Source organism: Mycolicibacterium chitae, from assembly GCF_900637205.1.
Classification (GTDB): domain Bacteria; phylum Actinomycetota; class Actinomycetes; order Mycobacteriales; family Mycobacteriaceae; genus Mycobacterium; species Mycobacterium chitae.
The window spans coordinates 3,417,755-3,438,225 of the sequence record NZ_LR134355.1 but is presented as its reverse complement, the minus strand read 5'-3'; the positions used below and the strand labels follow the sequence as shown (position 1 = coordinate 3,438,225).

Genomic DNA, 20,471 nt, shown 5'->3' with positions numbered 1-20,471 from the left:
GTGCGTGGGCTGGACCGGCGAGGGCTCGAGGTCGTGCGCTACCAAAGGTGTTTACGGGTCTGATGGTAAACGTGATGTCCAGATAGCGCCGGTGGTCAGGGCAGAACCGGCGCGCCGGTAACCTGAACAGCCGTGGACCTCGACCGTCAATCCGATATCGCCGCGCTGGACACCACTCTGACCACCGTGGAGCGGGTGCTCGACGTCGATGGCCTCCGGGATCGCATCGACAGACTCGAGCAGGAAGCCACCGACCCGACCCTCTGGGACGACCAGGCGCGCGGCCAGAAAGTGACCAGCGACCTGTCCTACGCCCAGGGCGAGTTGCGCCGGGTGGAGGACCTGCGGCAGCGGCTCGCCGACCTGCCGGTGCTCTACGAGCTGGCGGCCGAGGAGGAGGGCGCGGCCGCCGAGGCCGCCGCCGCCGAAGCCGATGCCGAGCTGGCCGCGCTGCGCGACGACATCGAGGCGATGGAAGTCCGCACGCTGCTCTCCGGCGAGTACGACGAGCGCGAAGCGGTGGTGACCATCCGCTCCGGCGCCGGCGGTGTGGACGCCGCCGACTGGGCCGAAATGCTGATGCGCATGTACATCCGCTGGGCGGAGAAGCACAATTACCCCGTCGAGGTGTTCGATACCTCCTACGCCGAGGAGGCCGGGATCAAGAGCGCGACGTTCGCCGTGCACGCCCCCTTCGCCTACGGCACCCTGTCGGTGGAGCAGGGCACCCACCGGCTCGTCCGGATCAGCCCGTTCGACAACCAGAGCCGACGCCAGACCTCGTTCGCCGACGTCGAGGTGCTGCCCGTGGTGGAGACCACCGACCACATCGAGATCCCCGAGGGCGACGTGCGCGTCGACGTCTACCGCTCCAGCGGACCGGGCGGCCAGTCGGTCAACACCACCGACTCCGCGGTTCGCTTGACCCACGTCCCGACCGGCATCGTCGTCACCTGCCAGAACGAGAAGTCGCAGCTGCAGAACAAGGTGGCGGCCATGCGGGTGCTGCAGGCAAAGCTGTTGGAACGCAAGCGGTTGGAGGAGCGCGCCGAGATGGATGCGCTCAAGGGCGACGGCGGCAGCTCGTGGGGCAACCAGATGCGCTCCTACGTGCTGCACCCGTACCAGATGGTCAAGGACCTGCGCACCGAGTACGAGGTGGGCAACCCGGCCACCGTGCTCGACGGCGACATCGACGGCTTCCTGGAAGCGGGCATCCGATGGCGCAACCGGAAAGACGATGACTGACACCTCCGCGGTCAGCGTGCTGGCCTTCGACTGGGCACAGAAGTGGCACAACTTCTGGCACGGCACGGTGGGCGAGTGGATCCTGGCCAAGGGGCTGCAGATCGTGCTGCTGGTCCTCGGCGCGGTGCTGACGGCGCGCTTCATCGGCTGGGGGTCGCGCAAGGTGACCCGACACCTCGAACAGGGCTTCCAGGCCGGCGACGCGCTGGTGCGCTCGGAGGCGTCCAAACACCGCCAGGCGGTGGCCTCGGTGATCTCCTGGGTCGCGATCGTGATGCTCAGCGTGATCGTGGCGGTGCAGATCACCAACATTCTCGATATCCCGGTCGGGTCCCTGGTCGCGCCCGCGGCCGTGTTGGGTGCCGCGATCGGCTTCGGCGCCCAGAAGGTGGTCCAGGACCTGCTGGCCGGGTTCTTCATCATCACCGAGCGGCAGTACGGCTTCGGTGACCTCGTGGAACTGAACATGCTCGGCGCGACGGAGGGGTCCGTCGGCACGGTCGAAGAGGTCACGCTGCGGGTCACCAAGCTGCGCACCTCCGACGGCGAGGTGTACACGGTGCCCAACGGCAACATCGTCCGGTCGCTGAACATGTCCAAGGACTGGGCGCGCGCCGTCGTCGACATCCCGGTGCCGGTGACCGCGGACATCAACCGGGTCAACGAGGTGCTCCACGAGGTCGGCCGCGCCTCGATGGAGGACCGCTTCCTCAAGGATCTGCTGCTCGACGAGCCGTCACTGATGGGTGTGGAGAGCATCGGCCTGGACAACGTGAACCTGCGCATGGTGGCCCGCACCCTGCCCGGCAAGCAGTACGAGGCGGGACGACGGCTGCGGGCGCTCGTCGTGCGCGCACTGGGCCGCGAGGGTGTGGTCACGGCGACCGGCGCCGGTCCGGTGGTGGACACCCTGCCGGCCACCGCCGGCGCGAAGCCCGACGGAAAGCCGGGGTCCGACAGTGGCCGGTGAACGCACGGACAAACCCAGGATCAAGGTGCCCTCGCACCTCTTCGGCGGCCGCGTACGCACCTCCACGGCCATCCTCGTGGTGGCGTTCTTCGCGACGTGGTGGGTCTATTACACCTATGCCCCGGACCCCGCGCCGGCTCCCGCCGAACAGCTGGTGCCGCCCGGTTACGTGCCCGACCCCGAGTACACCTGGGTGCCGCGCACCCGGGTGCCGACGACGCAACCCACCACCACGACGCCGACCACCACGACGCCGACGACGACCGAAACCACCACCGAATCACCCGAGCCGACCGACACCACCGTGACCACCACCACAACGGCACCGCCGGCGCCCGGGGACCTCATGCTGCCGCCCGACGACACCGAAACCACCACCGGCGAGACCCCGCCGTCGCCCGCGCCGCTGTTCCCCAATCTGTTCCCGCCGGCCCCGGCCACCGCACCCGCGCCGGAGCCGGAAGCGCCGGCCACCGCGCCGTAGCCGGGACTGGCGCCGGACCCCGCTACACTGGCGTGCCGTGATGATCACCCTTGACCATGTCACCAAGCAGTACAAACAGTCCGCGCGTCCCGCGCTGGACGATGTGAGCCTGAAGATCGACAAGGGTGAGTTCGTTTTTCTCATCGGCCCGTCGGGTTCGGGCAAGTCGACGTTCATGCGGCTGCTGCTCGGCGAGGACACGCCGAACTCCGGGGACATCCAGGTCTCCAAGTTCCACGTGAACAAGCTGCCCGGTCGGCACATCCCCAGCCTGCGCCAGGTGATCGGCTGCGTCTTCCAGGACTTCCGGCTGCTGCAGCAGAAGACCGTGTTCGAGAACGTCGCGTTCGCGCTCGAGGTGATCGGCAAGCGCCCCGACACCATCAACCGCGTCGTGCCCGACGTCCTGGAGATGGTCGGCCTCTCCGGCAAGGCCAACCGCCTGCCCGGCGAACTGTCCGGCGGTGAGCAGCAGCGGGTGGCGATCGCCCGCGCGTTCGTCAACCGGCCGCTGGTCCTGCTGGCCGACGAGCCCACCGGCAACCTCGACCCGGAGACCAGCAAGGACATCATGGACCTGCTGGAGCGCATCAACCGGACGGGCACCACGGTCCTGATGGCCACCCACGACCACCACATCGTCGACGCGATGCGCCAGCGCGTGGTCGAACTGTCGCTGGGCCGCCTGGTCCGCGACGAGCAGCGCGGCGTCTACGGAATGGATCGATAAGTGCGTTTTGGCTTCCTGTTCAACGAGGTTCTGACGGGGCTTCGTCGCAACGTGACGATGACCGTCGCGATGATCCTGACGACCGCGATCTCGATCGGGCTGTTCGGCGGCGGCATGCTGGTGGTGCGCCTGGCCGATCAGTCCCGCGCCATCTACCTGGACCGGGTCGAGACGCAGGTGTTCCTCACCGACGACGTGTCGGCCAACGACCCGAACTGCGGCGGTGAGGCGTGCAAGGCGCTGCGCGAGCAGATCGAGGCCCGCGACGACGTGCGCTCGGTGCGCTTCCTCAACCGCGACGACGCCTACGAGGACGCGGTCGCCAAGTTCCCGCAGTACAAGGACGTGGCGGGCACCGATGCGTTCCCGGCGTCCTTCATCGTCAAACTGGACGACCCCGAACAGCACGAGCAGTTCGACGAGGCCATCGCCGGCCAGCCCGGCGTGCTCAACGTGCTCAATCAGAAGGATCTGATCGACCGGCTCTTCGCGGTGCTCGACGGGTTGTCCAGCGCGGCCTTCGCGGTGGCCCTGGTGCAGGCGATCGGCTCAATCCTGTTGATCGCGAACATGGTTCAGGTCGCGGCGTACACCAGGCGCACCGAGATCGGCATCATGCGACTGGTGGGCGCCAGCCGCTGGTACACCCAGCTACCGTTCCTGCTCGAGGCGGTGCTGGCCGCCACCATCGGCGTGGTGCTGTCGGTGATCGGGCTGATCCTGGTGCGCGCACTGTTCCTGGAACGAGCGCTCGACCAGTTCTACCAAGCGAACCTGATCGCCCGGATCGACTACGCCGACATCCTCTACATCTCGCCGCTGCTGTTCCTGGTCGGAGTGGTGATGTCGGCGGCCACCGCGTATGTGACCCTGCGGCTGTACGTCCGAAGGTAGCGATGGCGAAAACCAAGAAGAAAGTCGACGAGGCCACCCGCCGCAACAACCAGGTGGTCGCCACCAATCGCAAGGCGCGGCACAACTACGCGATCCTCGACACCTTCGAGGCCGGCGTGGTCCTGCAGGGCACCGAGGTCAAGAGTCTGCGCGAGGGGCAGGCGTCGCTGGCGGATGCGTTCGCCACCGTCGACGACGGCGAGATCTGGCTGCGCAACCTGCACATCCCGGAGTATCACCACGGCAGCTGGACCAACCACACCCCGCGGCGCAACCGCAAACTGCTGTTGCACCGCCGGCAGATCGACACGCTGGTCGGCAAGATCCGCGACGGCAACCTGACCCTGGTACCGCTGTCGCTGTACTTCAGCGAAGGCAAGGTCAAGGTGGAACTGGCGCTGGCCCGCGGTAAGCAGGCCCACGATAAGCGCCAGGATCTGGCCCGCCGCGACGCCGACCGCGAGATCACCCGCGAACTCGGCCGGCGCGCCAAGGGAATGTCCTGACGCCGCCATGGCCGCGGGGGAGCAGCGCGCCGGGGTCGACCTGACCAACCTGGATGCGCCGCTGGGCCCCGAGTCCGACGCCACCAAACGGGACCTGGTCGACTACCTCGACGCCGTCGCCGATCGGCTGCTGCCGAACCTCGTGGATCGACCCCTGACGGTGCTGCGCGCGCTGCGGGGGCGGGCGCCGTTCATGCAGAAGAACGTCCCCAAGTACACCCCGGACTGGGTGGCCACCGTCGGCATCTGGGCCGAGGCCTCCCAACGCGAGATCCGCTACGCGCTGTGCAACGACCGGCGCACGCTGCTGTGGCTGGCCAATCAACGCGCCATCGAATACCACCCGACGCTGGGCCGCGCCGACAACATCTACCGACCCACCCACCTGGTGCTCGACCTGGACCCGCCGACCGGCGACGACTTCGCCGCCGTCGTGGCGGTCGCACACCTGGTGCACCGGGCGCTGGCCGACGCCGGCCTGTCCGGCGCAGTCAAGACCAGCGGCTCCCGCGGACTGCACATCTTCGTGCCGGTCGACGACAGCGCCCCGGTCGAGGACGTCGCCGCGGCCACCCGGGCGCTGGCCGCCCGGGCCGAGGCCCTCGACCCGGCGATCGCGACGACGGCGTTCATCGTCGAGGACCGCGCCGGCAAGGTGTTCGTCGACGCCACCCGCTCCGGCGGCGCGACCGTCGCCGCGGCCTACAGCCCGCGGCTGCGGCGGGGGACGCCGGTGTCCTTCCCGGTCGCGTGGTCGGACCTCGACCGCGTGGTACCGGCGGATTTCACGCTGCACACCGCGCTCGACGCGCTCGGCGAGCGCGACCCGTGGGCCGAGGCGATGCCGGCCCCGCAGACCCTGCCGCGCGACGTGATCGAGCAGGGCCACACCATCCCCGTCGCCCGCGTGGCCGCCATGCACGAAGGTAAGCGCCGCGCCCGCGCCCGCCGCGCGAACGCGGTACCGTCGCCTGGTGAGCAGCCCTCGCCCGGTTCTGGAACTGAACCAAACCGAAGTCCTTGACGGTCTTTTCGCCTCGTGGGACGGCATCGAGCATCTGATGGCCGACGTCCCCGAGGCCGACTGGCGGCGGCCGACCGCGCTGCCCGGCTGGTCGGTCCACGACGTCGTCGCGCACATCATCGGCACCGAGGCCATGCTGGCCGGCACGCCCACCCCCGAGACGGGAGTCGACGTCGCGGCGCTCGAGCACGTCCGCAACCCGATCGCCGAGCTGAACGAACACTGGATCATCTCGCTGCGCGACGAGAGCGCGCCGGCGATGCTGACGCGCTACCGGGAGGTGATCGCACAGCGCAAGGCCGCGTTGCCGAAACTGCCCACCGCCGAGTGGAACGCCGTCACCGCCACCCCCGCCGGGCCCGACAGTTACGGGCGCTTCATGCGGATCCGTAACTTCGACTGCTGGATACACGAACAGGACATCCGGCAGGCGCTGGGCCGCCCGTCGTCCGACGAGGAGCTGTCCGGCCCGGCCGGCCGATTGGCCCTCGACGAGATCGCCGCCAGCATGGGATTCGTCGTCGGCAAGCTCGGCAAGGCGCCGGACGGCTCCCGCGTGGCCATCGAGTTGACCGGGCCGCTGGCGCGCACCATCCGGGTGGCCGTCGACGGGCGGGCGGCCGTGGTCGAGGAGTTCGACGCCGAGCCCACCGCGGTGATCCGCCTGGACGGCCTGCAGTTCACCCGGCTGTGCGGCGGCCGGCCGCTGTGCGAGACCCGCCCGGACACAATCGAATTCGACGGCGACGCGCAGGTCGGTCAGCGCGTGGTGGACAACCTCAACTACGTGATCTGAGCCGGGTCGGTACTACCGCGGTAGTCGGGTCAGCATTCCGCCGGTCTCGGTGGCGTAGCTCTTGGCGTCGTCGCTTTGCGCATCGGTGAACGTTCGCACCGCCTGCGGGTCACCGGGCACGGTGACCAACAACGTCAGATCTTTCAATTCCACTGGCTGACGGGTCGGCGTCTGCCGACTGACTGCCCTGCTCACTGCGCATCACTCCAACTGAAGCAACCCTGGAACCGGACACCAAACCAGACCCGTCGCGCGGGGTCAACTCGGCTGACCGGGATCGCCCGTGCCGCGCCGGACATGGCAGTAAGGTGCTCTGCGTGGGTAGCAAACTGTTAGCCAGCCACCGGGGACGCCTGTTCGTGCTGGCGGTCTCCGTGGCCCTCTCCGGCGGCATGCTCTACGCCCAGGGCGCCGCGCCGGTGCAGCGCGCCCCGGAACCCGCGGCCGCCCCGGCCGAAGCGGCCGCGCCGGCCACCGAAGCGCCACGGATCGCGACCCCCGCCGAGGCCGACCTGCTGGCGGCCAGTTCACCGGTCGCCGCGGCGCGCGACTTCCAGTTCGAACTGCCCGCCGGGGTTACCCCGGAATCGGGGTTGCAGGTCAAGACCATCTGGGTGGCCCGCGCCATCAACGTGATGTTCCCTGAGATCACCACCATCGGCGGGTACCGGCAGGATCCGCTCAAGTGGCACCCCAACGGCCTGGCGATCGACGTGATGATCCCGAACCACAACAGCGACAAGGGTATTGAACTCGGCAACCAGATCGCCGGCCTGGCACTGGCCAACGCCGAGCGCTGGGGCGTGCTGCATGTCATCTGGCGGCAGGGTTACTACCCGGGCATCGGCGCGCCGAGTTGGACGGCCGACTACGGGTCGGAAACCCTCAACCACTACGACCACGTGCACATCGCCACCGACGGCGGCGGCTACCCGACCGGGAACGAAACCTACTATCTGGGCTCGATGGAGCCCGCGCCCAAGAGCTAGTCGCCGCGCCCGCGAATTAATCGAAGAGGACGTCGAGCGTCTTCTGCTCGCGGTCCTTCCACTGGCCCACCTGCTCGCGGACCTCGGCGACCTCGTCGGGGCTGAGGTGGTGCGCCTCCTCCGGAGTGATCCGGCACAGATCCATCGGCCCGCCCACGCTCGGCGACGAGACCGCCAGCGCGTCGAGCACCCGCAGTACGCCCAACAGGCCGTAGTCGATCCCACGGTCGGACATGTTGAAGTTCTCCAGCAGCGTGTAGGCCTGCTGCGCCATCGGCGCGCCGCTGCCGATGGCCTGGAACCCGGTGCCCTCGTGGCGGCCGATCAGCCCGTGCGGGTCGATGTCGACGATGAACGGCTGGTCACCGGTGTAGCCAGCGGCCAGCACGTACGTCGCCGGGGTCGCGCCGCTGGATTCCTGCGCCGGGACCTTCTCGATGAAGCACTCGTAGTGGTGTTCGAGCACCGGCACGGTGCGCGCCTGCAGCGCCCGGCCGATGTCGTCGGCCTCCAGGATGGACTCGGGTTCCGAGCCGAAGATCTGCTCGAGGTCGTAGAGGACCGCGCGCGAGCCGCTGCCGCCCCAGGCCGCCCGCTTGCCCAGCGGATGCAGCTTCTGGTCGGGATAGGTCAGGCCGCGACCGGGGTCGGTGATCTGCGAGTCTGATCCCATCACCAGACCGTCGAGGCAGCGCAGGGCGATTACAACCGTCACCGTTTCGATGCTGCCACAGTGTCGCCGGGGCTTACGTCGGTAAGACTGGAGGCCATGACGACTTGCCGTGCGGCGCTGCTGCTCGCGGGGGCGCTGGTGCTCGGCGGCTGCGCCGGTGACCCGGCCCCGACGGAGCCGACGTCGTCGGCCGTCCCTGCGCCCGTCCCGGCACCCCCGGCCCCGTCCCGCGAACCCGCCGCCGATCCGGTGGGCCTGGCCGATGACCTCGTGCACGACGAACGGGCGTTGCGGGACCCGTCGTCGTCGGAGGAGGTGCTGGCCGCGGCCGCGCGCCGGCAGCAGGCGGCCTACCGCACGCTGGGGCGCCACCCGGAATGGGACCCGATCGCGCGGCCCCGCATCCCGCCGGAACTGCTGGAGAGCTATGACTTGAATATCGACGCGCGGCGCAACCTCAGCGCGCTGGGGGAGAGCTCCGGGCTCGGCGACACGCTGCCGGCGTGGCGGATCGTCGCGCCGGCCCCGGCCGAGGAGCTGCTGGGCTACTACCGCGAGGCCGAGGCCGCCTCCGGGGTGCCCTGGGCGCACCTGGCGGCGATCAACCTGATCGAGACCGGCTTCGGCCGGATCGCGGGGACCAGCACCGCCGGGGCGCAGGGGCCCATGCAGTTCATGCCGGGCACCTGGGCGCAGTACGGGGCCGGCGGGGACATCCACGCGCCGCGCGATGCCATCCTGGCCGCGGGCCGCTTCCTGGCCGCGCAGGGCTTCGCCGCCGATCGCGACAACGCGCTGTTCCGGTACAACAACTCCGACCGCTACGTGCGCGCGGTCAACGACTACGCCGCGGTGCTGGCCGCCGATCCGGCGATGCTCGGTGCGTACCACCGGTGGGAGATCTACTACGTCACCACCGCCGGTGATGTGCTGCTGCCGGTGGGCTACGCCGAACCCGCGCGGATCCCCGTCGCCGAGTACCGGGCCCGCGGGGCGGCGCCGGCGGTGCGGATGTCCGAGCGCAGCGCGCAGACCCTGGACCGGATGCTGGCGGCGCCCGACCCGTCGGGGGAGTTCCTCGGAATTCCCTATGGCGCAGACACACTCATCGGCTCGGCCACCGAGCCCGAGCAACTCGTCGTCGACCTGGAGCGCGTCGACTGCTTCACCTACGCCGACTACGTCGAGGCGCTCAAGCGCGCCGAGGATCGCGATGGCTTCCTCGATGCGCTGCGGCAGATCCGCTACCGCGACGGCGTGGTCGCCTTCGAGAACCGGCGGCACTTCTTCACCGACTGGGCGCCGACCATCGCCACCGACGTGACCGCGACGGTGAGCGACCGCGCCGTCGAGGTGACCAAGAACTTGAACCAGAAGGACGGCGGCGGGCTGTATCTGCCCGGGCTGCCCGTGGTGCCCACGACCATGTCGTATATCCCCAGCGCCGCCGTCGACGATCAGGTGCTCTCGGTACTGCGGCCCGGGGACTACATCGGGGCCTACGCCGAGGACGGCGGCCTGGACGTCACCCACGTCGGCATCTTCGTGGCCGGGCCGGACGGGCCGGTGTTCCGCAACGCGTCCTCACTGGCCGCCGATCAGCAGGTGGTGGACACCCCGCTGCGCGACTACCTGCGCACCGTGCCGGGGATCGTGGTGCTGCGGCCGGTGCTGTAGGCGGGTATCGGCGCCGAAAGCCCCGCCGAAAATGGCACCAGGGTTGTAGATCTTCGAGGCCCACTGCCCTGAGCGCATTCTCGGGCCGGCCGCGGTGGCGCCGGGCAAAAGAAAACTGGCCAGAGCCTTGCGACTCTGACCAGCTTCTTTCTCGGTGGAGCTGCCGGGAATCGAACCCGGGTCCTACGGCATTCCCTCGAGGCTTCTCCGTGCGCAGTTCGCTGTGTCTCTACTCGGATCTCTCGGTCACGCGAACCAGCCGAGATGACGATCCCAGTCGCTGTTTGGTGTCCCGATGAGTCCCGCGACCGAACTCATCGGTTGATCCCTCTAGATGACGCCAGGGTCCGGGTCGAGGGCTTTCCCGGTCTGACGGACTAGCTTCGCTTAGGCAGCGAGAGCGTAGTCGCGCTGATTGGTATCGGCGCTTAATTGGTTGCAACGACGCTTACGGTGGTCTCTTGCCTGCACCGGCACGCTTCCCTTGATTCGATGCGCGAAGTCGAAACCGTTCAGCCCCTTGTCTGTGAAACTTCGCCACCTACCCGCCGACCATCGACGGGACAGTTCATCATACCGGCCGTTCCAACACCGTCGAGTGAATAAAAAGTCCCGACCGGCTCACGAATGTCTAGAACTGCTGCACTCGGCTGACGCTGACGAGCGCGCCGTGCCCGGTGCGGTCGTTGCGGAACTGCACGCCGTTGTCGCCGGCCACGATCGTCCAGCCCAGCGCCCGGTAGGCCTGATTGCCCAGAACGGTGGCCTCCTCGGCGCCGAGGTTGCCGTCGATCCAGTTCAGGCTGCCATCCGGGTTGACCTTCACGCCGTGATACGGCCCGCTGCCGTCGAGGTGCGCTGGCCAGCTCATGCCCGCGCTCTGGCAGCCGACGAACGCGGCCTGGATCATGCACTGCAGGTCCCCGGAGGCCGTCTGCACGCCGGCGTAGCCGTACGGGTTGACGGGCAGCGGCACCGGATCGGTGCTGGGTACCGCCGCCGGGACGGCGTCGGCGGGGCGCGCGGTGAACGTCGAGGGCCGCTCGTAGGCGGTGAGGGTGAAGCCGTAATCCCGCAGCGGATGCAGATCGCTCTCCTCGCCCTCGGGCGTCCAGATCACCAGCGGCCGGCCGTCGACGACGGTCTGGGCCGCGTGGTGCGAGCTGGACCAGGACAGCTCGGCATCCATCTCCTCCTGGGAGCTGAAATGGTCGATGTTGATGGTGCCGTCGCCGTCGTGCGGGGTGCAGCTGTCGGCGTCGTCGGGTGTCGACGGATGACACACGGCGTCCTGCCAGGACTCGAGGGTCCCGGAGATCGCCGGGGCGGCGTCCACACTCTCGGCCTCGCCGGCGGCGGCCTGATGGTTCGTCGCGGAGCAGGCGACCGTGGCGACAGCGAACAGCGCCGCCGCAGCGGCACGCACCGGCGTGGGGATCCTCATGGTCGGGGAACCTAGCGGCGCCGCGGGCGTAAACCGCGTCGAAACCCCGGTCAGGGCCGGTTCGACGCATCCTCGTTACTGACTCTTGACCAGTCCGAGGCCGTCGTCAGTCGAGGTTGCTGCTCCGGTCGCCGATGAACGCCAACAGCGCGGCACCGCCGGCGGTGACCCGGTCGACCTCTTCGCCGCCGTCGCAGGTGAACAATCCGACGGTGACGGACTCGGCGCTGCGATGCAGCACCTGCCAGACGGCGCCGGCGTCCTCCCAACGTTGCAGTACCGCAACCGGATCGTCGCTCATAGCGATGATTTTGCCTGACATGATCGCCGCATGGACGTGGGCCTGCACGCGCTGGGTGTTGGCACGGGCGCCGAGCGCACCGTGATCGATGCGGTGGCGGCCGCGGCCGAACGGGCCGGGTTCGCCACGCTGTGGGCCGGGGAGCGGGTGGTGATGGTCGACGAGTCGGCCTCGCGTTACCCCTACTCCGACGACGGTGTCAGTCCGGTTTCCCCCGACAGCGACTGGCTGGACCCGTTCATCACGCTGAGTTTCGCGGGCGCGGCCACCACCCGCATCGGGTTGGCGACTGGGGTGCTGGTGCTGCCCGAGCACAATCCGGTGGTGGTCGCCAAGCGCGCGGCGTCGCTGGACAAGCTGTGCGCGGGACGGTTGGCGCTCGGCGTCGGAATCGGCTGGGTGCGTGAGGAGTTCGACGCGCTCGGCGTGCCGTTCGCGCGGCGCGCGGCGCGCACGGCCGATTACGTGGCCGCCCTGCGCGCGCTGTGGCGCTACGACGTCGCCTCGCACGACGGCGAATTCGTGCAGTTCCACGACGTGCGGGTCAACCCGAAGCCGCGCAACCGCACGTTGCCCATCGTGCTCGGCGGCAACAGCGAGGCGGCGTTGGAACAGGCGGCGCGCTGGGCCGACGGCTGGTACGGGTTCAACCTCGCCGACGTCGAGGAGGCCGCCGAGGCCGCCGCCACGCTGCGACGATTGACCCGGGCCGCCGGCCGCGAGCCCGGGGACCTGCGGTTGTGTGCCGCGCTGCGGGAACCGATGCCCGGCGATGCCCGACGGCTGGCCGACGCCGGTTTCGACGAGATGGTGCTGGTGTCGAGCCCGCCGTATGACCCCATCGCGGCCGAGGCCTGGGTGGGGGAGCTGGCGCGGCAGTGGATCGGGCCCGCACACTGACCCCCAGGGACCTTTAACCCCGTTATCGGCGACCAAAGACCTCAACCTGCGCGCGGCGATCGTGTTGACTCGAAGGTGGAGGGATCATGAACGCTGGTGTATCCGCCGCTGTGGCAGCGGTTTTCGTGTGGTTGGGCATGGTGTTGGCGATCTCGTTCCTGGAGGCGCCGCTGAAGTTCCGCGCCCCCGGTGTGACGCTGCCCATCGGTCTCGGGATCGGCCGCCTGGTGTTCCGGGCGCTCAACGGCTGCGAGGCGGTGCTGGCCGCGGTGGTGCTGGTGGGCATGATCGTGGCGCGGCCCTCGACCGCCGCGATCGTCGCCTTCGGAGTGGCGTTGGGGGCGCTGGTGATCCAACTGGCCGCGGTGCGGCCGGCGCTGGTGCGGCGCTCGAACACCGTGCTGGCCGGGGGTTCGGGAGGTTCCGGCCGGTCCCGGTCGCGAATTCACTACGCTTACGTAGGGCTGGAGGCGGTCAAAGTGCTTGCCCTACTTGCGACCGGCATCCTGCTGCTTACCTGGTGACCGCGGAATGAGGAGTGATTGTGCAACCGATATCGCTGACTAAGGTCGTCGACGAGCAACTCGAGGCGGCCCGGACCGCGCGGGCCGGGCGTTCGGCGCAGACCGTGCGCGGCGGCCATGACCACTCCCTGCGGGAGACGGTGATCGCCCTGGCCGGCGGCCAGCAACTGGCCGAGCACGAGAGTCCCGGCGAGGCCACGCTGCAGGTGCTGCGCGGCAAGGTTCGCCTCATCGCCGGGGACGATTCCTGCGAATGCTCGACGGGTGATTTCGTGGTGATCCCGCCGGTGCGGCATTCGCTGGAAGCTGTGGAGGATTCGGCGGTTTTGCTGACGGTGTTGGCCGCGCAGCGCGGCTGAAGGTAGGTAAACCTAGCCTTCCTGGCTCCGGTAGGCTCACCGCTCAATGACTGAGCCAGCGCCGAGCCCCGCATCGCCCAATGGGTCCGCCACCGCGACGACGGACGACCTGCCCGTGCTACCCCGGGAACTGACCGACATTTCCGCGGACGTGCGCGCCGTGCCGCCGCCGCCGCTGCCCTCGATCGGCGAGCCCTACGGGATCCGGTTGGCCGACCCGACGGTCGACGCGCCGATGATCTCGGAGTGGATGAACCGTCCGCACCTGGTCGAGGCGTGGGAATCGCCCTGGTCGACGGACCGCTGGCGCGGCTATCTGCGGGCGCAGTTGGCCGGCACCTATTCGCGCCCGCTGGTGTGCAGCCGCCACGGCGAGGATCTCGGCTACCTCGAGGTCTATCGGGCGGCCAAGGATTCGATCGCGCCGCGCTACGACGCCGATCCCTACGACCTGGGCCTGCACGCGGCCATCGCCGATCTGCGGATCGTCAACCGGGGCTTCGGTCCGCTGCTGCTGCCGCGGGTCACCAAGAGTCTGTTCGAACTCGAACCGCGTTGCCGGCGAATCATGTTCGATCCGGATCACCGCAACACCGGGGCGCGTCGGCTCTGCGAGTTCGCCGGGTGTGAATTCCTCGGCGAGCACGACATGTCCAACCGGCGGATGGCGCTCTATGCGCTGACCCGCCCGGCGGACTGACCGCGCGGGTCAGCCGCCGATCAGGTCGGCGTAGCCGTCGTGGTCGGGCTTCATCGCCGCGGCCACCAACTCCCAGAGCACCTCGTCGGTGCCGCCGCCCACGCGGGCCAGCTTCATGTCACGCCACCACTGACCCAGCGGTGTCTCGTCGACCAGGTAGCCGGAGCCGCCAAAGATGTGCATGCATTCCGCGAGCACCTCTTCGCCGAGGCGTGCCGCGGTCACCTTCACCGCGGCCGCCGAGCGCAGATCCAGCTTGCCGGTGGCGGCAATCCCGTTGAGGCCGTGGCGAAGTAGGTCCACCCGGGCCTGCAGGTCGGCCATCCGCAGCCGCAGCGCCTGATGCTCGAACAGCGTGGAACCGAACTGCCGGCGGTTGACCATCCGGGCGTGCGTGATGCCCAGCACCCGCTGGCACGACGAGGCCACCTGGCCGGCGATCGACATCCGCTCGTGGGCCAGCCCCCAGGACACGGCGGCCAACCCGGTGCCGGCGCGCGCGATCAGCGCGTCCTGGGGCACCCAGGTGTCGATGTGCACCGCGGCGGTGTCCAGCGGGCCCGCGCCGACCTTGCGGTAGGGCGTCTGGACCTCGGTCTGCGCGGTCGGCACGGCGATCAGCAGGACGTTGCCGTGCCGGCTGCCCTCGTCGTGGTCGATGCTGCGCGCCACCACCATGATGTGGTCGGCGATGGGGGACAGCGAGACGAACTTCTTGACCCCGCGAACCTCGAAACCGCCTCGCGCCGAACGCACCTCGGTCTCGCAGATCTGCAGGTCCGAGCCGCCGGACTCCTCGGAGGCGCCGATGCACAGCACGGCCTCACCGCGGATGGCCTGCTCGCAGATGTCCTTGAGGTAGTCGGACTTGCCGAACCGGCGCAGCGTCGCGATCGCGGAGTCGTGCAGGCTGACCCCGACGGCGATCCCGGCCGAACCGAGATGGCCGAGCTGATAGGCCAATTCGAGCAGCTTGCCGACATGCGGTAGCTGCGCGTCGCCCCACTTGGCGCTGAAAACACCCGAGGAACCCAGGTATTCGATGAGTTCGCGGGGGAAGCGCTCGGTCTTCTCGGCCTCAGCGGTCCAGGCGACCACGCGTTCGTCGAAGACCTTGCCGAGCAGTTCCCGGTACTCGTCCACCGATACCTCGACCGCTGCCGTCATGTGCGAACCGCCTCCAAATTGCTTCGTACTTCGAGTCGCCGCAGCTTGCCCGATGAGGTGCGGGGCAGCGAGCCGGGCGTGACAAAGATGACATCGGCGGGCACCACGCCGCATTCGGAGGCCACCCGCGAGATCAACTCGCTGCGGGCGGCGTCCTCGCCTGCGCCGCGGAACTCCGCGGCGATCACCAATCCCGGCCGTGGCGCACCGGGTTCGGTGCCGACGGCCACCACCGCGCCCTCGCGCACCCCGCGCACCTGCGCGGCCACGCGTTCGACCTCGGTGGGGAACACGTTGCGGCCCGCGACGGTGATGAGTTCCTTGGCGCGGCCGCACACCACCAGGCCGCCGTCGGTCAGGTAGCCGATGTCGCCGGTCTTGAACCAGTCGCCGGGGGCCACGGTTTCGGCGCCGAGGTAACCGGACATCATCGAGGTGCCGCGGATCTCCACCTCGCCGATCTCCTTGCCGGAGTTGCCCGAATGTTCCTCGGCGGCGACGATCCGCAGTTCCATCCCCGGGATCGGGTTGCCCAGAACGGCGTGCTGCCGCACGGTTTCGGTGACCGGGTCCCACAGTTCGTCGGCGAGCAGACCCGTGCCCGGGTCCGGGGCGCTGACGGCGCAGGTGGCCTCGGCCAACCCGTAGGACGGTGCGGCCGCGCGGGGATCCAGTCCGAACCGGTGCAGTTCGGTCAGGAAGCGGTCGAGGCCCTCGCAGTCGATGGGCTCGCCGCCGTTGATGGCGAAGCGCAGCGCCGACAGGTCGACCTCGGGCACCCGGCGGGCGTACTTACCGATGACGTTGTACGCGAAATTCGGTGCGGCAGTGAGCGTTGCGCGGCTGTCCGACAGCCAGCTCAACCAGCGGAACGGTGAGGCCGAGAACGCCGCGGTGGGTGCCAGCCACAGCTCGCAGCCGCCGAGCGCGCCGCTGAGCAGGAAGGTCAGGCCCATGTCGTGATACACCGGCAGCCAGGAGCAGCCGACGTCGACGGCGCGGTCGACACCGATGTGCTGCAGCAGGCCGCTGACGTTGCTGAACACGGCCTCGGGGCGCAGCGCGGCGGTGCGCGGGGTGCCGGTGGAACCGGCAGTGCCCTGCAGCACGGCGTAGCCGCCGTCGTCGGGGACCGCGGCGAAGGTGGTCGAGCGCTGGGCGTGACCGACGGTCGGCAGGTCCAGCAGCGTCACCGACGACTCGGCGTCGCGCAGCAGTGCCAGTTCAGATCCGGCGGAGCACACCGTGGTCACGCCGATCCCGTCGAAGCGAGCCAGCGTGGACTGGGCCCACTGGGCCGGGTCGGCGCCACGGATCGGCGAGGGCAGGATCGAGACCGCGCGCCCGGCCAGCCAGGCGCCCTGCAGGGCGGCGACGAACTCGACGGTGACCTCGCCGACCAACCCCACCTCGCCGGCCGGGCCGTTGCTGATCCGTTCGGCGACGTTCTCGGCGCGGGCGTGCACCTCGGCCCAGGGGTGGCGGACCCATTCGCCGCTCTCGCGGTCGAGGACCACCAGGTCTTTGTCCGACTCCGTCATCGCCCGCGTCAGCGCGGACGTCAGCACGTTCACTTGGCGGCGGGAACCTTGGCCAGGATGGCCGCCTCGAGGTCCCCGACGGTCTCGCAGCTGAGCAGGTCCTCTTCGGTCAGCGCCGCGCCGAGCTTGTCCTCGATGGCGACCATGCCGACGGCGAAGGCCACCGAGTCCAGGCCCACGTCGTCGATCAGCCGCGACTCACGCGTGACCCGGCTGATGTCGACGCTGAGATCGTCGCGCAGGATCTCTTCGAGGGCAGCACTGACCGCTTCCGGGTGAGACGTTTCCATGGCGTGCGACGCTACACGCCGGGGTAAGCCAAGGCTAGGCTTACCCCCTGCCCAGGGCCGCAATCGCCTGCCCCAGCCAGACCGCCGCGAGGCCCAACGTGACACTCACCACGATGTTGGCCAGCGCCGGCCAATAGCGCCGAGTCTCGGCCAGCAGCCGGGTCTCCAGCATCCACGTCGAGAACGTCGTATAGGCGCCCACAAACGCCGTGCCCACCAGCAGGGCCGCGGACGGTCCCAGCGTCAGCCCGCCGAGGAAACCGAGCAGCAGCGCCCCGCTGAGATTGACCGCCATGGTGCCGTACGGGAACGCCCGGGCGACCCGGCGGGTGACCGCGCTGTCGACGAGGTAGCGCGCGACCGCGCCGAGCCCACCGAGCACCGCGACCGCCAGCCACAGCAGGACGCTCATCGGCGCCCCAGCCCGCCGGCCAACCGCACCGCCGCCAGCCCGGTCACCAGGCTGACCGCCGTGTAACCGAGGGCCAGGCCGTAGTGCTGGTGTTCGAGCATCCGCACGGTCTCGAGTTGCATGGTGGAGAACGTCGTCAACCCGCCGCAGAACCCGGTGCCCAGCATCCGTCGGCGATGGCTGTCGGGCGGCAGGCGCGTGCTCAGGAAGCCGAGCAACAACGCGCCGGCGATGTTGGCCACGAACGTCTGCCACGGCCAGCGCGCCGGGTCGTGCACCGCGAACTCGGCCAGCGCCGCGCGGGCCAGCGTGCCGACCGCGCCGCCGACGAACACCGCTGCCAGCGCGCGCTTGTCGTGACCGAACACGTCGCAAAGTATGACGGCAGTGCCGCCGTCTACTGCGAATCTTCTGCGGTGCGCCTGCGCAAGCGCCAGGGGTGGCGCTCGTGCGGCCACATCTTCTCGATCACCGCGTTGACCTCCGCGCCGAGGAGCACGGCCAGCGCCGTGAGGTAGAGCCAGAGCACCACCGCGATCGGCACCGCGAGCTGGCTGTAGGCCGCGTCGTCCTGCACGCTGAACGCCAGGTAGGCGCGCAGTGCCGCGGCCGCGGCCAACCACAGCGCCATGGCCAGCACGGCGCCCGGCAGGTCACGCCGCCACGGTGTATGCCACGGCGCCCCAAGGTGGTACAGAGTCGCCAACCCCAGCAGCACCAGGACGCCCACGGCCGGCCAGAACAGCAGATCGAGGACGTGCAGCGTCGCCGCGGCGACCGCCGGCGGGGCCATCGACTCGATGAGGTCCGGGCCCAACACCAGCGGCGGCAGCAGCGCGACGGCCCCGAGCAGGCCGGCGACCGTCAGGCCGAGCGCCAGCAGCCGCCGTTGGCCCAGCCGGCGCGGACTGACGCCGTAGGCGATCGCGATGGTCTCCAGATACCGGTGCATCGCCCGCGAACCGGTCCACAGACTCAGCAGGATGCCGATGGAGATCACGCTGCCGCGCCGCTGCGCCAGCATGGCCTCCACGGTCTGCTCGTAGGCGGCGAAGGTGCGCTCCGACAGGAACGCCTCGGGAACCTCGAGCACCAGCTGACGCAGTGCCTCGGTGCCCGCCGGGCCCAGCGTCTCGGCGATGAAGCCCAACGACCCGAGGATCGCCAGCAGCAACGCCGGCAACGAGATTAGCGAGAACAGCGCGGCCTCGGCGGCCAGACCGGGCACCCGATCCTGGGCGGCCCCCCGCAGCGTGCGCAGCACCAGCCGCCACGTTTGACGCACCGGACGCGGCGCCCGGTTGAAGACGGCGATGCTGCGCCGCAGCAGCGCCATCGGGATGGCATCCAGAACCGCCTCCATCCGCGACCACCAGCTGCCCGACGCCATGGATCGAGCCTAGGTAGGCGATCGCCCGGCTAAGCAGCGGGTTCGTCGGTCGTCGCGGTGTGGCTCGGAAACCGTCTCGGCACGAACATCAGCAGGACCACGGTGATCAGCCCGGCCACCAACAGGCCGACGAACACCGCGTGGGTGGCCGCATGCATGGCGACGGCGGCCGGCTGATCGTGCTGCTGGCGCAGCATGGCGTTGGCGACGGCACCGAAGCCGGCCGCGCCCAGGCTCTGCCCCAGGAAGCGGGCGAACATCAGCCCGCCGGTGATGGTCCCGCGCTGGTCCCAACCGACGGTGTTCTGCAGCCCGACGATCAGCGGGGAGAACACCCAGCCCATGCCGACGCCCATCAGCGCCGTGCACGCCACCGGTTGCCACACCGGCGATTCCGGGCCGAGCAGCGCGAAGCCCGCGCCGGCGGCGACCGCGGTGATCGCCCCGAGCAGCGCGGTGTTGCGGAACCCGATCTTCAGGTAGATCCGCGCGGAGACGCCCGAGGCCAGCGGCCAGGTGATGCTCATGACGGCCAGGACGAAGCCCGCCGCGATCGGGGACAGCCCCAGCACGGTCTGCCCCCAGTTCGGCAGGTAGACCGACAGCCCGATCACGATCATGCCCGCGGTGGCGGTGGCCGCCATCGAGGCCGCCGTGCGCCGCTTGGTCCACAGCCATGACGGCAGCACCGGTTCGGCGGCGCGACGTTCGACGAAGATCAGGGCGACCGCGGCGACTGCCGCGACCGCGAAGACGGTGAAGCTGGCCGGGGAGTTCCACGCCCAGGTGGTGCCGCCCTGCAGCAGCCCGAGGATCAGCATGCCCGCGGCCACCAGGACCAGGGCCGAACCCAGGTAGTCGACCCGGTGCGAGCGGCGGACCACGTCGTCGTGCAAGTCCCGGACGATCAGGTAGAGGGCGAACACGCCGATGGGGATGTTCACCAGGAAGATCCAGCGCCACGACAGGTATTGCGCGAACACGCCGCCGAGCGCCGGGGCGATCACCGCCGAGATACCCCAGACGCTGGCCAGGTAGCCCTGGATCCGGCCGCGTTCGGCGACGGTGTAGAGGTCACCGGCCACGGTCTGGACGGTGCTGCCGATCGCGCCCGCGCCGATGCCCTGCACCGCGCGAAACAGGATCAGCGACAGCATGTTCCAGGCGCCGGCCGACAGCGCCGAACCGAGGAGGAAGACGGCCACGCCGAAGACCAGGACCGGTTTGCGGCCGTAGAGGTCGGTGAGCTTGCCGTAGATCGGGATGGTCACCGTCTGCGCCAGCAGGTAGACCGAGAACACCCAGCCCACCTGATCGAAGCCGCCGAGGTCGCCGACCACCTGCGGGACGGCGGTCGCCAGGATGGTGGTGTCCATGGCCACCAGGGCCATGGTGAGGATCAGCGCGATCAGCACTGCCGTGCGCGGGTCGTGTCGAAGGTTCACCAAGTGG

Annotated in this window: 25 protein-coding genes and 1 other RNA gene; 14 read left to right on the top strand and 12 right to left on the bottom strand. The window is 69.6% G+C overall.

Annotation, left to right across the window (positions count from 1 at the left end; genetic code table 11):
- Nucleotides 1-132 precede the first annotated feature (132 nt).
- The 8 genes from prfB to EL338_RS16345 are packed head-to-tail and all read left to right on the top strand — an operon-like array spanning nucleotide 133 to nucleotide 6,652.
- Nucleotides 133-1,248: a peptide chain release factor 2 gene (gene prfB, locus EL338_RS16380; RefSeq protein ID WP_126334708.1), complete on the top strand. Its 1,116-nt coding sequence runs from the start codon at nucleotides 133-135 to the stop codon at nucleotides 1,246-1,248.
- Nucleotides 1,241-2,218: a mechanosensitive ion channel family protein gene (locus EL338_RS16375; RefSeq protein WP_126334707.1), complete on the top strand. Its 978-nt coding sequence runs from the start codon at nucleotides 1,241-1,243 to the stop codon at nucleotides 2,216-2,218. Before prfB ends, EL338_RS16375 begins: the two co-directional genes overlap by 8 nt.
- 25 nt (nucleotides 2,219-2,243) lie before the next feature.
- Entirely contained in the window at nucleotides 2,244-2,702 is a 459-nt protein-coding gene (locus tag EL338_RS16370) for an Rv3103c family proline-rich protein (protein ID WP_435404909.1), read from the top strand.
- A 40-nt stretch (nucleotides 2,703-2,742) separates the two neighbouring features.
- Nucleotides 2,743-3,432, top strand: coding sequence for a cell division ATP-binding protein FtsE (ftsE, locus tag EL338_RS16365; RefSeq protein ID WP_126336915.1), 690 nt, complete (start codon nucleotides 2,743-2,745; stop codon nucleotides 3,430-3,432).
- Nucleotides 3,433-4,326, top strand: a complete 894-nt coding sequence (gene ftsX, locus EL338_RS16360; RefSeq protein WP_126334705.1) for a permease-like cell division protein FtsX — start codon at nucleotides 3,433-3,435, stop codon at nucleotides 4,324-4,326. It begins immediately after the preceding gene.
- A gap of 2 nt (nucleotides 4,327-4,328) precedes the next feature.
- On the top strand, nucleotides 4,329-4,832 hold the full coding sequence (gene smpB, locus EL338_RS16355) for an SsrA-binding protein SmpB (protein WP_126334704.1): 504 nt from the start codon (nucleotides 4,329-4,331) through the stop codon (nucleotides 4,830-4,832).
- Nucleotides 4,833-4,839: 7 nt separating this feature from the next.
- A complete protein-coding gene (locus tag EL338_RS16350) occupies nucleotides 4,840-5,856 on the top strand; it encodes a DNA polymerase domain-containing protein (protein ID WP_235666176.1) in 1,017 nt (338 codons plus the stop codon).
- The gene (locus tag EL338_RS16345; protein ID WP_126334703.1) at nucleotides 5,804-6,652 is read left to right on the top strand and encodes a maleylpyruvate isomerase family mycothiol-dependent enzyme; all 849 of its coding nucleotides are present in this window, start codon (nucleotides 5,804-5,806) and stop codon (nucleotides 6,650-6,652) included. The genes EL338_RS16350 and EL338_RS16345 overlap by 53 nt, the downstream gene beginning before the upstream one ends.
- Nucleotides 6,653-6,664: 12 nt before the next feature.
- On the opposite strand, the gene EL338_RS16340 is transcribed toward EL338_RS16345, so the two are convergent.
- Complete coding sequence (locus EL338_RS16340) at nucleotides 6,665-6,805, bottom strand: hypothetical protein (protein ID WP_235666175.1); 141 nt, start codon at nucleotides 6,803-6,805, stop codon at nucleotides 6,665-6,667.
- A 164-nt stretch (nucleotides 6,806-6,969) separates the two neighbouring features.
- On the opposite strand from EL338_RS16340, the gene EL338_RS16335 reads away from it, so the two are divergent.
- Entirely contained in the window at nucleotides 6,970-7,641 is a 672-nt protein-coding gene (locus tag EL338_RS16335; protein WP_126334701.1) for a VldE C-terminal domain-containing protein, read from the top strand.
- A 16-nt stretch (nucleotides 7,642-7,657) separates the two neighbouring features.
- Here the strand turns inward: EL338_RS16335 and EL338_RS16330 are convergent, their stop codons facing one another.
- Nucleotides 7,658-8,356 carry a proteasome protein gene (locus tag EL338_RS16330; protein ID WP_126334700.1) on the bottom strand — a complete coding sequence of 233 codons (699 nt, stop codon included), beginning with the start codon at nucleotides 8,354-8,356 and terminating at the stop codon, nucleotides 7,658-7,660.
- A 969-nt stretch (nucleotides 8,357-9,325) separates the two neighbouring features.
- Between EL338_RS16330 and EL338_RS26590 the strand changes: the two genes are divergently transcribed.
- On the top strand, nucleotides 9,326-9,991 hold the full coding sequence (locus tag EL338_RS26590; RefSeq protein ID WP_235666536.1) for a DUF1460 domain-containing protein: 666 nt from the start codon (nucleotides 9,326-9,328) through the stop codon (nucleotides 9,989-9,991).
- A gap of 152 nt (nucleotides 9,992-10,143) precedes the next feature.
- Here EL338_RS26590 and ssrA read toward each other — a convergent pair.
- From ssrA to EL338_RS16310, 3 genes are all read right to left on the bottom strand, one after another.
- Nucleotides 10,144-10,511, bottom strand: a transfer-messenger RNA (tmRNA) gene (ssrA, locus tag EL338_RS16320).
- A 111-nt stretch (nucleotides 10,512-10,622) separates the two neighbouring features.
- A complete protein-coding gene (locus tag EL338_RS16315; RefSeq protein WP_126334698.1) occupies nucleotides 10,623-11,435 on the bottom strand; it encodes a hypothetical protein in 813 nt (270 codons plus the stop codon).
- Nucleotides 11,436-11,541: 106 nt separating this feature from the next.
- A complete protein-coding gene (locus EL338_RS16310) occupies nucleotides 11,542-11,736 on the bottom strand; it encodes a hypothetical protein (protein ID WP_126334697.1) in 195 nt (64 codons plus the stop codon).
- A gap of 30 nt (nucleotides 11,737-11,766) precedes the next feature.
- Here EL338_RS16310 and EL338_RS16305 point away from each other — a divergent pair, with 30 nt between their 5' ends.
- The 4 genes from EL338_RS16305 (at nucleotide 11,767) to EL338_RS16290 (ending at nucleotide 14,219) form a co-directional block, all read left to right on the top strand.
- Nucleotides 11,767-12,636 carry an LLM class F420-dependent oxidoreductase gene (locus EL338_RS16305; protein ID WP_126334696.1) on the top strand — a complete coding sequence of 290 codons (870 nt, stop codon included), beginning with the start codon at nucleotides 11,767-11,769 and terminating at the stop codon, nucleotides 12,634-12,636.
- 86 nt (nucleotides 12,637-12,722) lie between these two features.
- The gene (locus EL338_RS16300) at nucleotides 12,723-13,160 is read left to right on the top strand and encodes a hypothetical protein (protein ID WP_126334695.1); all 438 of its coding nucleotides are present in this window, start codon (nucleotides 12,723-12,725) and stop codon (nucleotides 13,158-13,160) included.
- A 20-nt stretch (nucleotides 13,161-13,180) separates the two neighbouring features.
- The gene (locus EL338_RS16295; RefSeq protein ID WP_126334694.1) at nucleotides 13,181-13,519 is read left to right on the top strand and encodes a cupin domain-containing protein; all 339 of its coding nucleotides are present in this window, start codon (nucleotides 13,181-13,183) and stop codon (nucleotides 13,517-13,519) included.
- A 46-nt stretch (nucleotides 13,520-13,565) separates the two neighbouring features.
- Nucleotides 13,566-14,219, top strand: coding sequence for a GNAT family N-acetyltransferase (locus EL338_RS16290; protein WP_126334693.1), 654 nt, complete (start codon nucleotides 13,566-13,568; stop codon nucleotides 14,217-14,219).
- 9 nt (nucleotides 14,220-14,228) lie between these two features.
- On the opposite strand, the gene mbtN is transcribed toward EL338_RS16290, so the two are convergent.
- Genes mbtN through EL338_RS16255 form a run of 7 tightly spaced genes read right to left on the bottom strand, consistent with a single transcriptional unit; the run spans nucleotide 14,229 to nucleotide 20,464 of the window.
- Nucleotides 14,229-15,386, bottom strand: a complete 1,158-nt coding sequence (gene mbtN / locus EL338_RS16285; RefSeq protein WP_126334692.1) for a mycobactin biosynthesis acyl-ACP dehydrogenase MbtN — start codon at nucleotides 15,384-15,386, stop codon at nucleotides 14,229-14,231.
- Nucleotides 15,383-16,960, bottom strand: coding sequence for a long-chain-fatty acid--ACP ligase MbtM (gene mbtM, locus EL338_RS16280; RefSeq protein ID WP_126334691.1), 1,578 nt, complete (start codon nucleotides 16,958-16,960; stop codon nucleotides 15,383-15,385). Before mbtM ends, mbtN begins: the two co-directional genes overlap by 4 nt.
- On the bottom strand, nucleotides 16,957-17,217 hold the full coding sequence (gene mbtL, locus EL338_RS16275) for a mycobactin biosynthesis acyl carrier protein MbtL (RefSeq protein WP_126334690.1): 261 nt from the start codon (nucleotides 17,215-17,217) through the stop codon (nucleotides 16,957-16,959). Before mbtL ends, mbtM begins: the two co-directional genes overlap by 4 nt.
- Nucleotides 17,218-17,257: 40 nt before the next feature.
- Nucleotides 17,258-17,629, bottom strand: coding sequence for a fluoride efflux transporter CrcB (gene crcB, locus EL338_RS16270; RefSeq protein ID WP_126334689.1), 372 nt, complete (start codon nucleotides 17,627-17,629; stop codon nucleotides 17,258-17,260).
- Nucleotides 17,626-17,997 carry a fluoride efflux transporter CrcB gene (crcB, locus tag EL338_RS16265; RefSeq protein ID WP_126334688.1) on the bottom strand — a complete coding sequence of 124 codons (372 nt, stop codon included), beginning with the start codon at nucleotides 17,995-17,997 and terminating at the stop codon, nucleotides 17,626-17,628. Before crcB (EL338_RS16265) ends, crcB (EL338_RS16270) begins: the two co-directional genes overlap by 4 nt.
- Nucleotides 17,998-18,026: 29 nt before the next feature.
- Complete coding sequence (locus EL338_RS16260) at nucleotides 18,027-19,019, bottom strand: YihY/virulence factor BrkB family protein (protein ID WP_126334687.1); 993 nt, start codon at nucleotides 19,017-19,019, stop codon at nucleotides 18,027-18,029.
- 29 nt (nucleotides 19,020-19,048) lie between these two features.
- Complete coding sequence (locus EL338_RS16255; RefSeq protein WP_235666174.1) at nucleotides 19,049-20,464, bottom strand: MDR family MFS transporter; 1,416 nt, start codon at nucleotides 20,462-20,464, stop codon at nucleotides 19,049-19,051.
- Nucleotides 20,465-20,471: the final 7 nt, after the last annotated feature.

Bases quoted from the DNA above. Each gene is read 5' to 3' on its own strand.
- ftsE (WP_126336915.1), top strand. From the start codon at position 2,743: ATGATCACCCTTGACCATGTCACCAAGCAGTACAAACAGTCCGCGCGT.
- mbtL (WP_126334690.1), bottom strand. From the start codon at position 17,217: ATGGAAACGTCTCACCCGGAAGCGGTCAGTGCTGCCCTCGAAGAGATC.
- crcB (WP_126334689.1), bottom strand. From the start codon at position 17,629: ATGAGCGTCCTGCTGTGGCTGGCGGTCGCGGTGCTCGGTGGGCTCGGC.
- EL338_RS16310 (WP_126334697.1), bottom strand. From the start codon at position 11,736: ATGAGCGACGATCCGGTTGCGGTACTGCAACGTTGGGAGGACGCCGGC.
- EL338_RS16305 (WP_126334696.1), top strand. From the start codon at position 11,767: ATGGACGTGGGCCTGCACGCGCTGGGTGTTGGCACGGGCGCCGAGCGC.
- EL338_RS16300 (WP_126334695.1), top strand. From the start codon at position 12,723: ATGAACGCTGGTGTATCCGCCGCTGTGGCAGCGGTTTTCGTGTGGTTG.
- mbtN (WP_126334692.1), bottom strand. From the start codon at position 15,386: ATGACGGCAGCGGTCGAGGTATCGGTGGACGAGTACCGGGAACTGCTC.
- EL338_RS16350 (WP_235666176.1), top strand. From the start codon at position 4,840: ATGGCCGCGGGGGAGCAGCGCGCCGGGGTCGACCTGACCAACCTGGAT.
- EL338_RS16375 (WP_126334707.1), top strand. From the start codon at position 1,241: ATGACTGACACCTCCGCGGTCAGCGTGCTGGCCTTCGACTGGGCACAG.
- smpB (WP_126334704.1), top strand. From the start codon at position 4,329: ATGGCGAAAACCAAGAAGAAAGTCGACGAGGCCACCCGCCGCAACAAC.
- EL338_RS16260 (WP_126334687.1), bottom strand. From the start codon at position 19,019: ATGGCGTCGGGCAGCTGGTGGTCGCGGATGGAGGCGGTTCTGGATGCC.
- EL338_RS16290 (WP_126334693.1), top strand. From the start codon at position 13,566: ATGACTGAGCCAGCGCCGAGCCCCGCATCGCCCAATGGGTCCGCCACC.
- EL338_RS16315 (WP_126334698.1), bottom strand. From the start codon at position 11,435: ATGAGGATCCCCACGCCGGTGCGTGCCGCTGCGGCGGCGCTGTTCGCT.
- EL338_RS26590 (WP_235666536.1), top strand. From the start codon at position 9,326: ATGTCCGAGCGCAGCGCGCAGACCCTGGACCGGATGCTGGCGGCGCCC.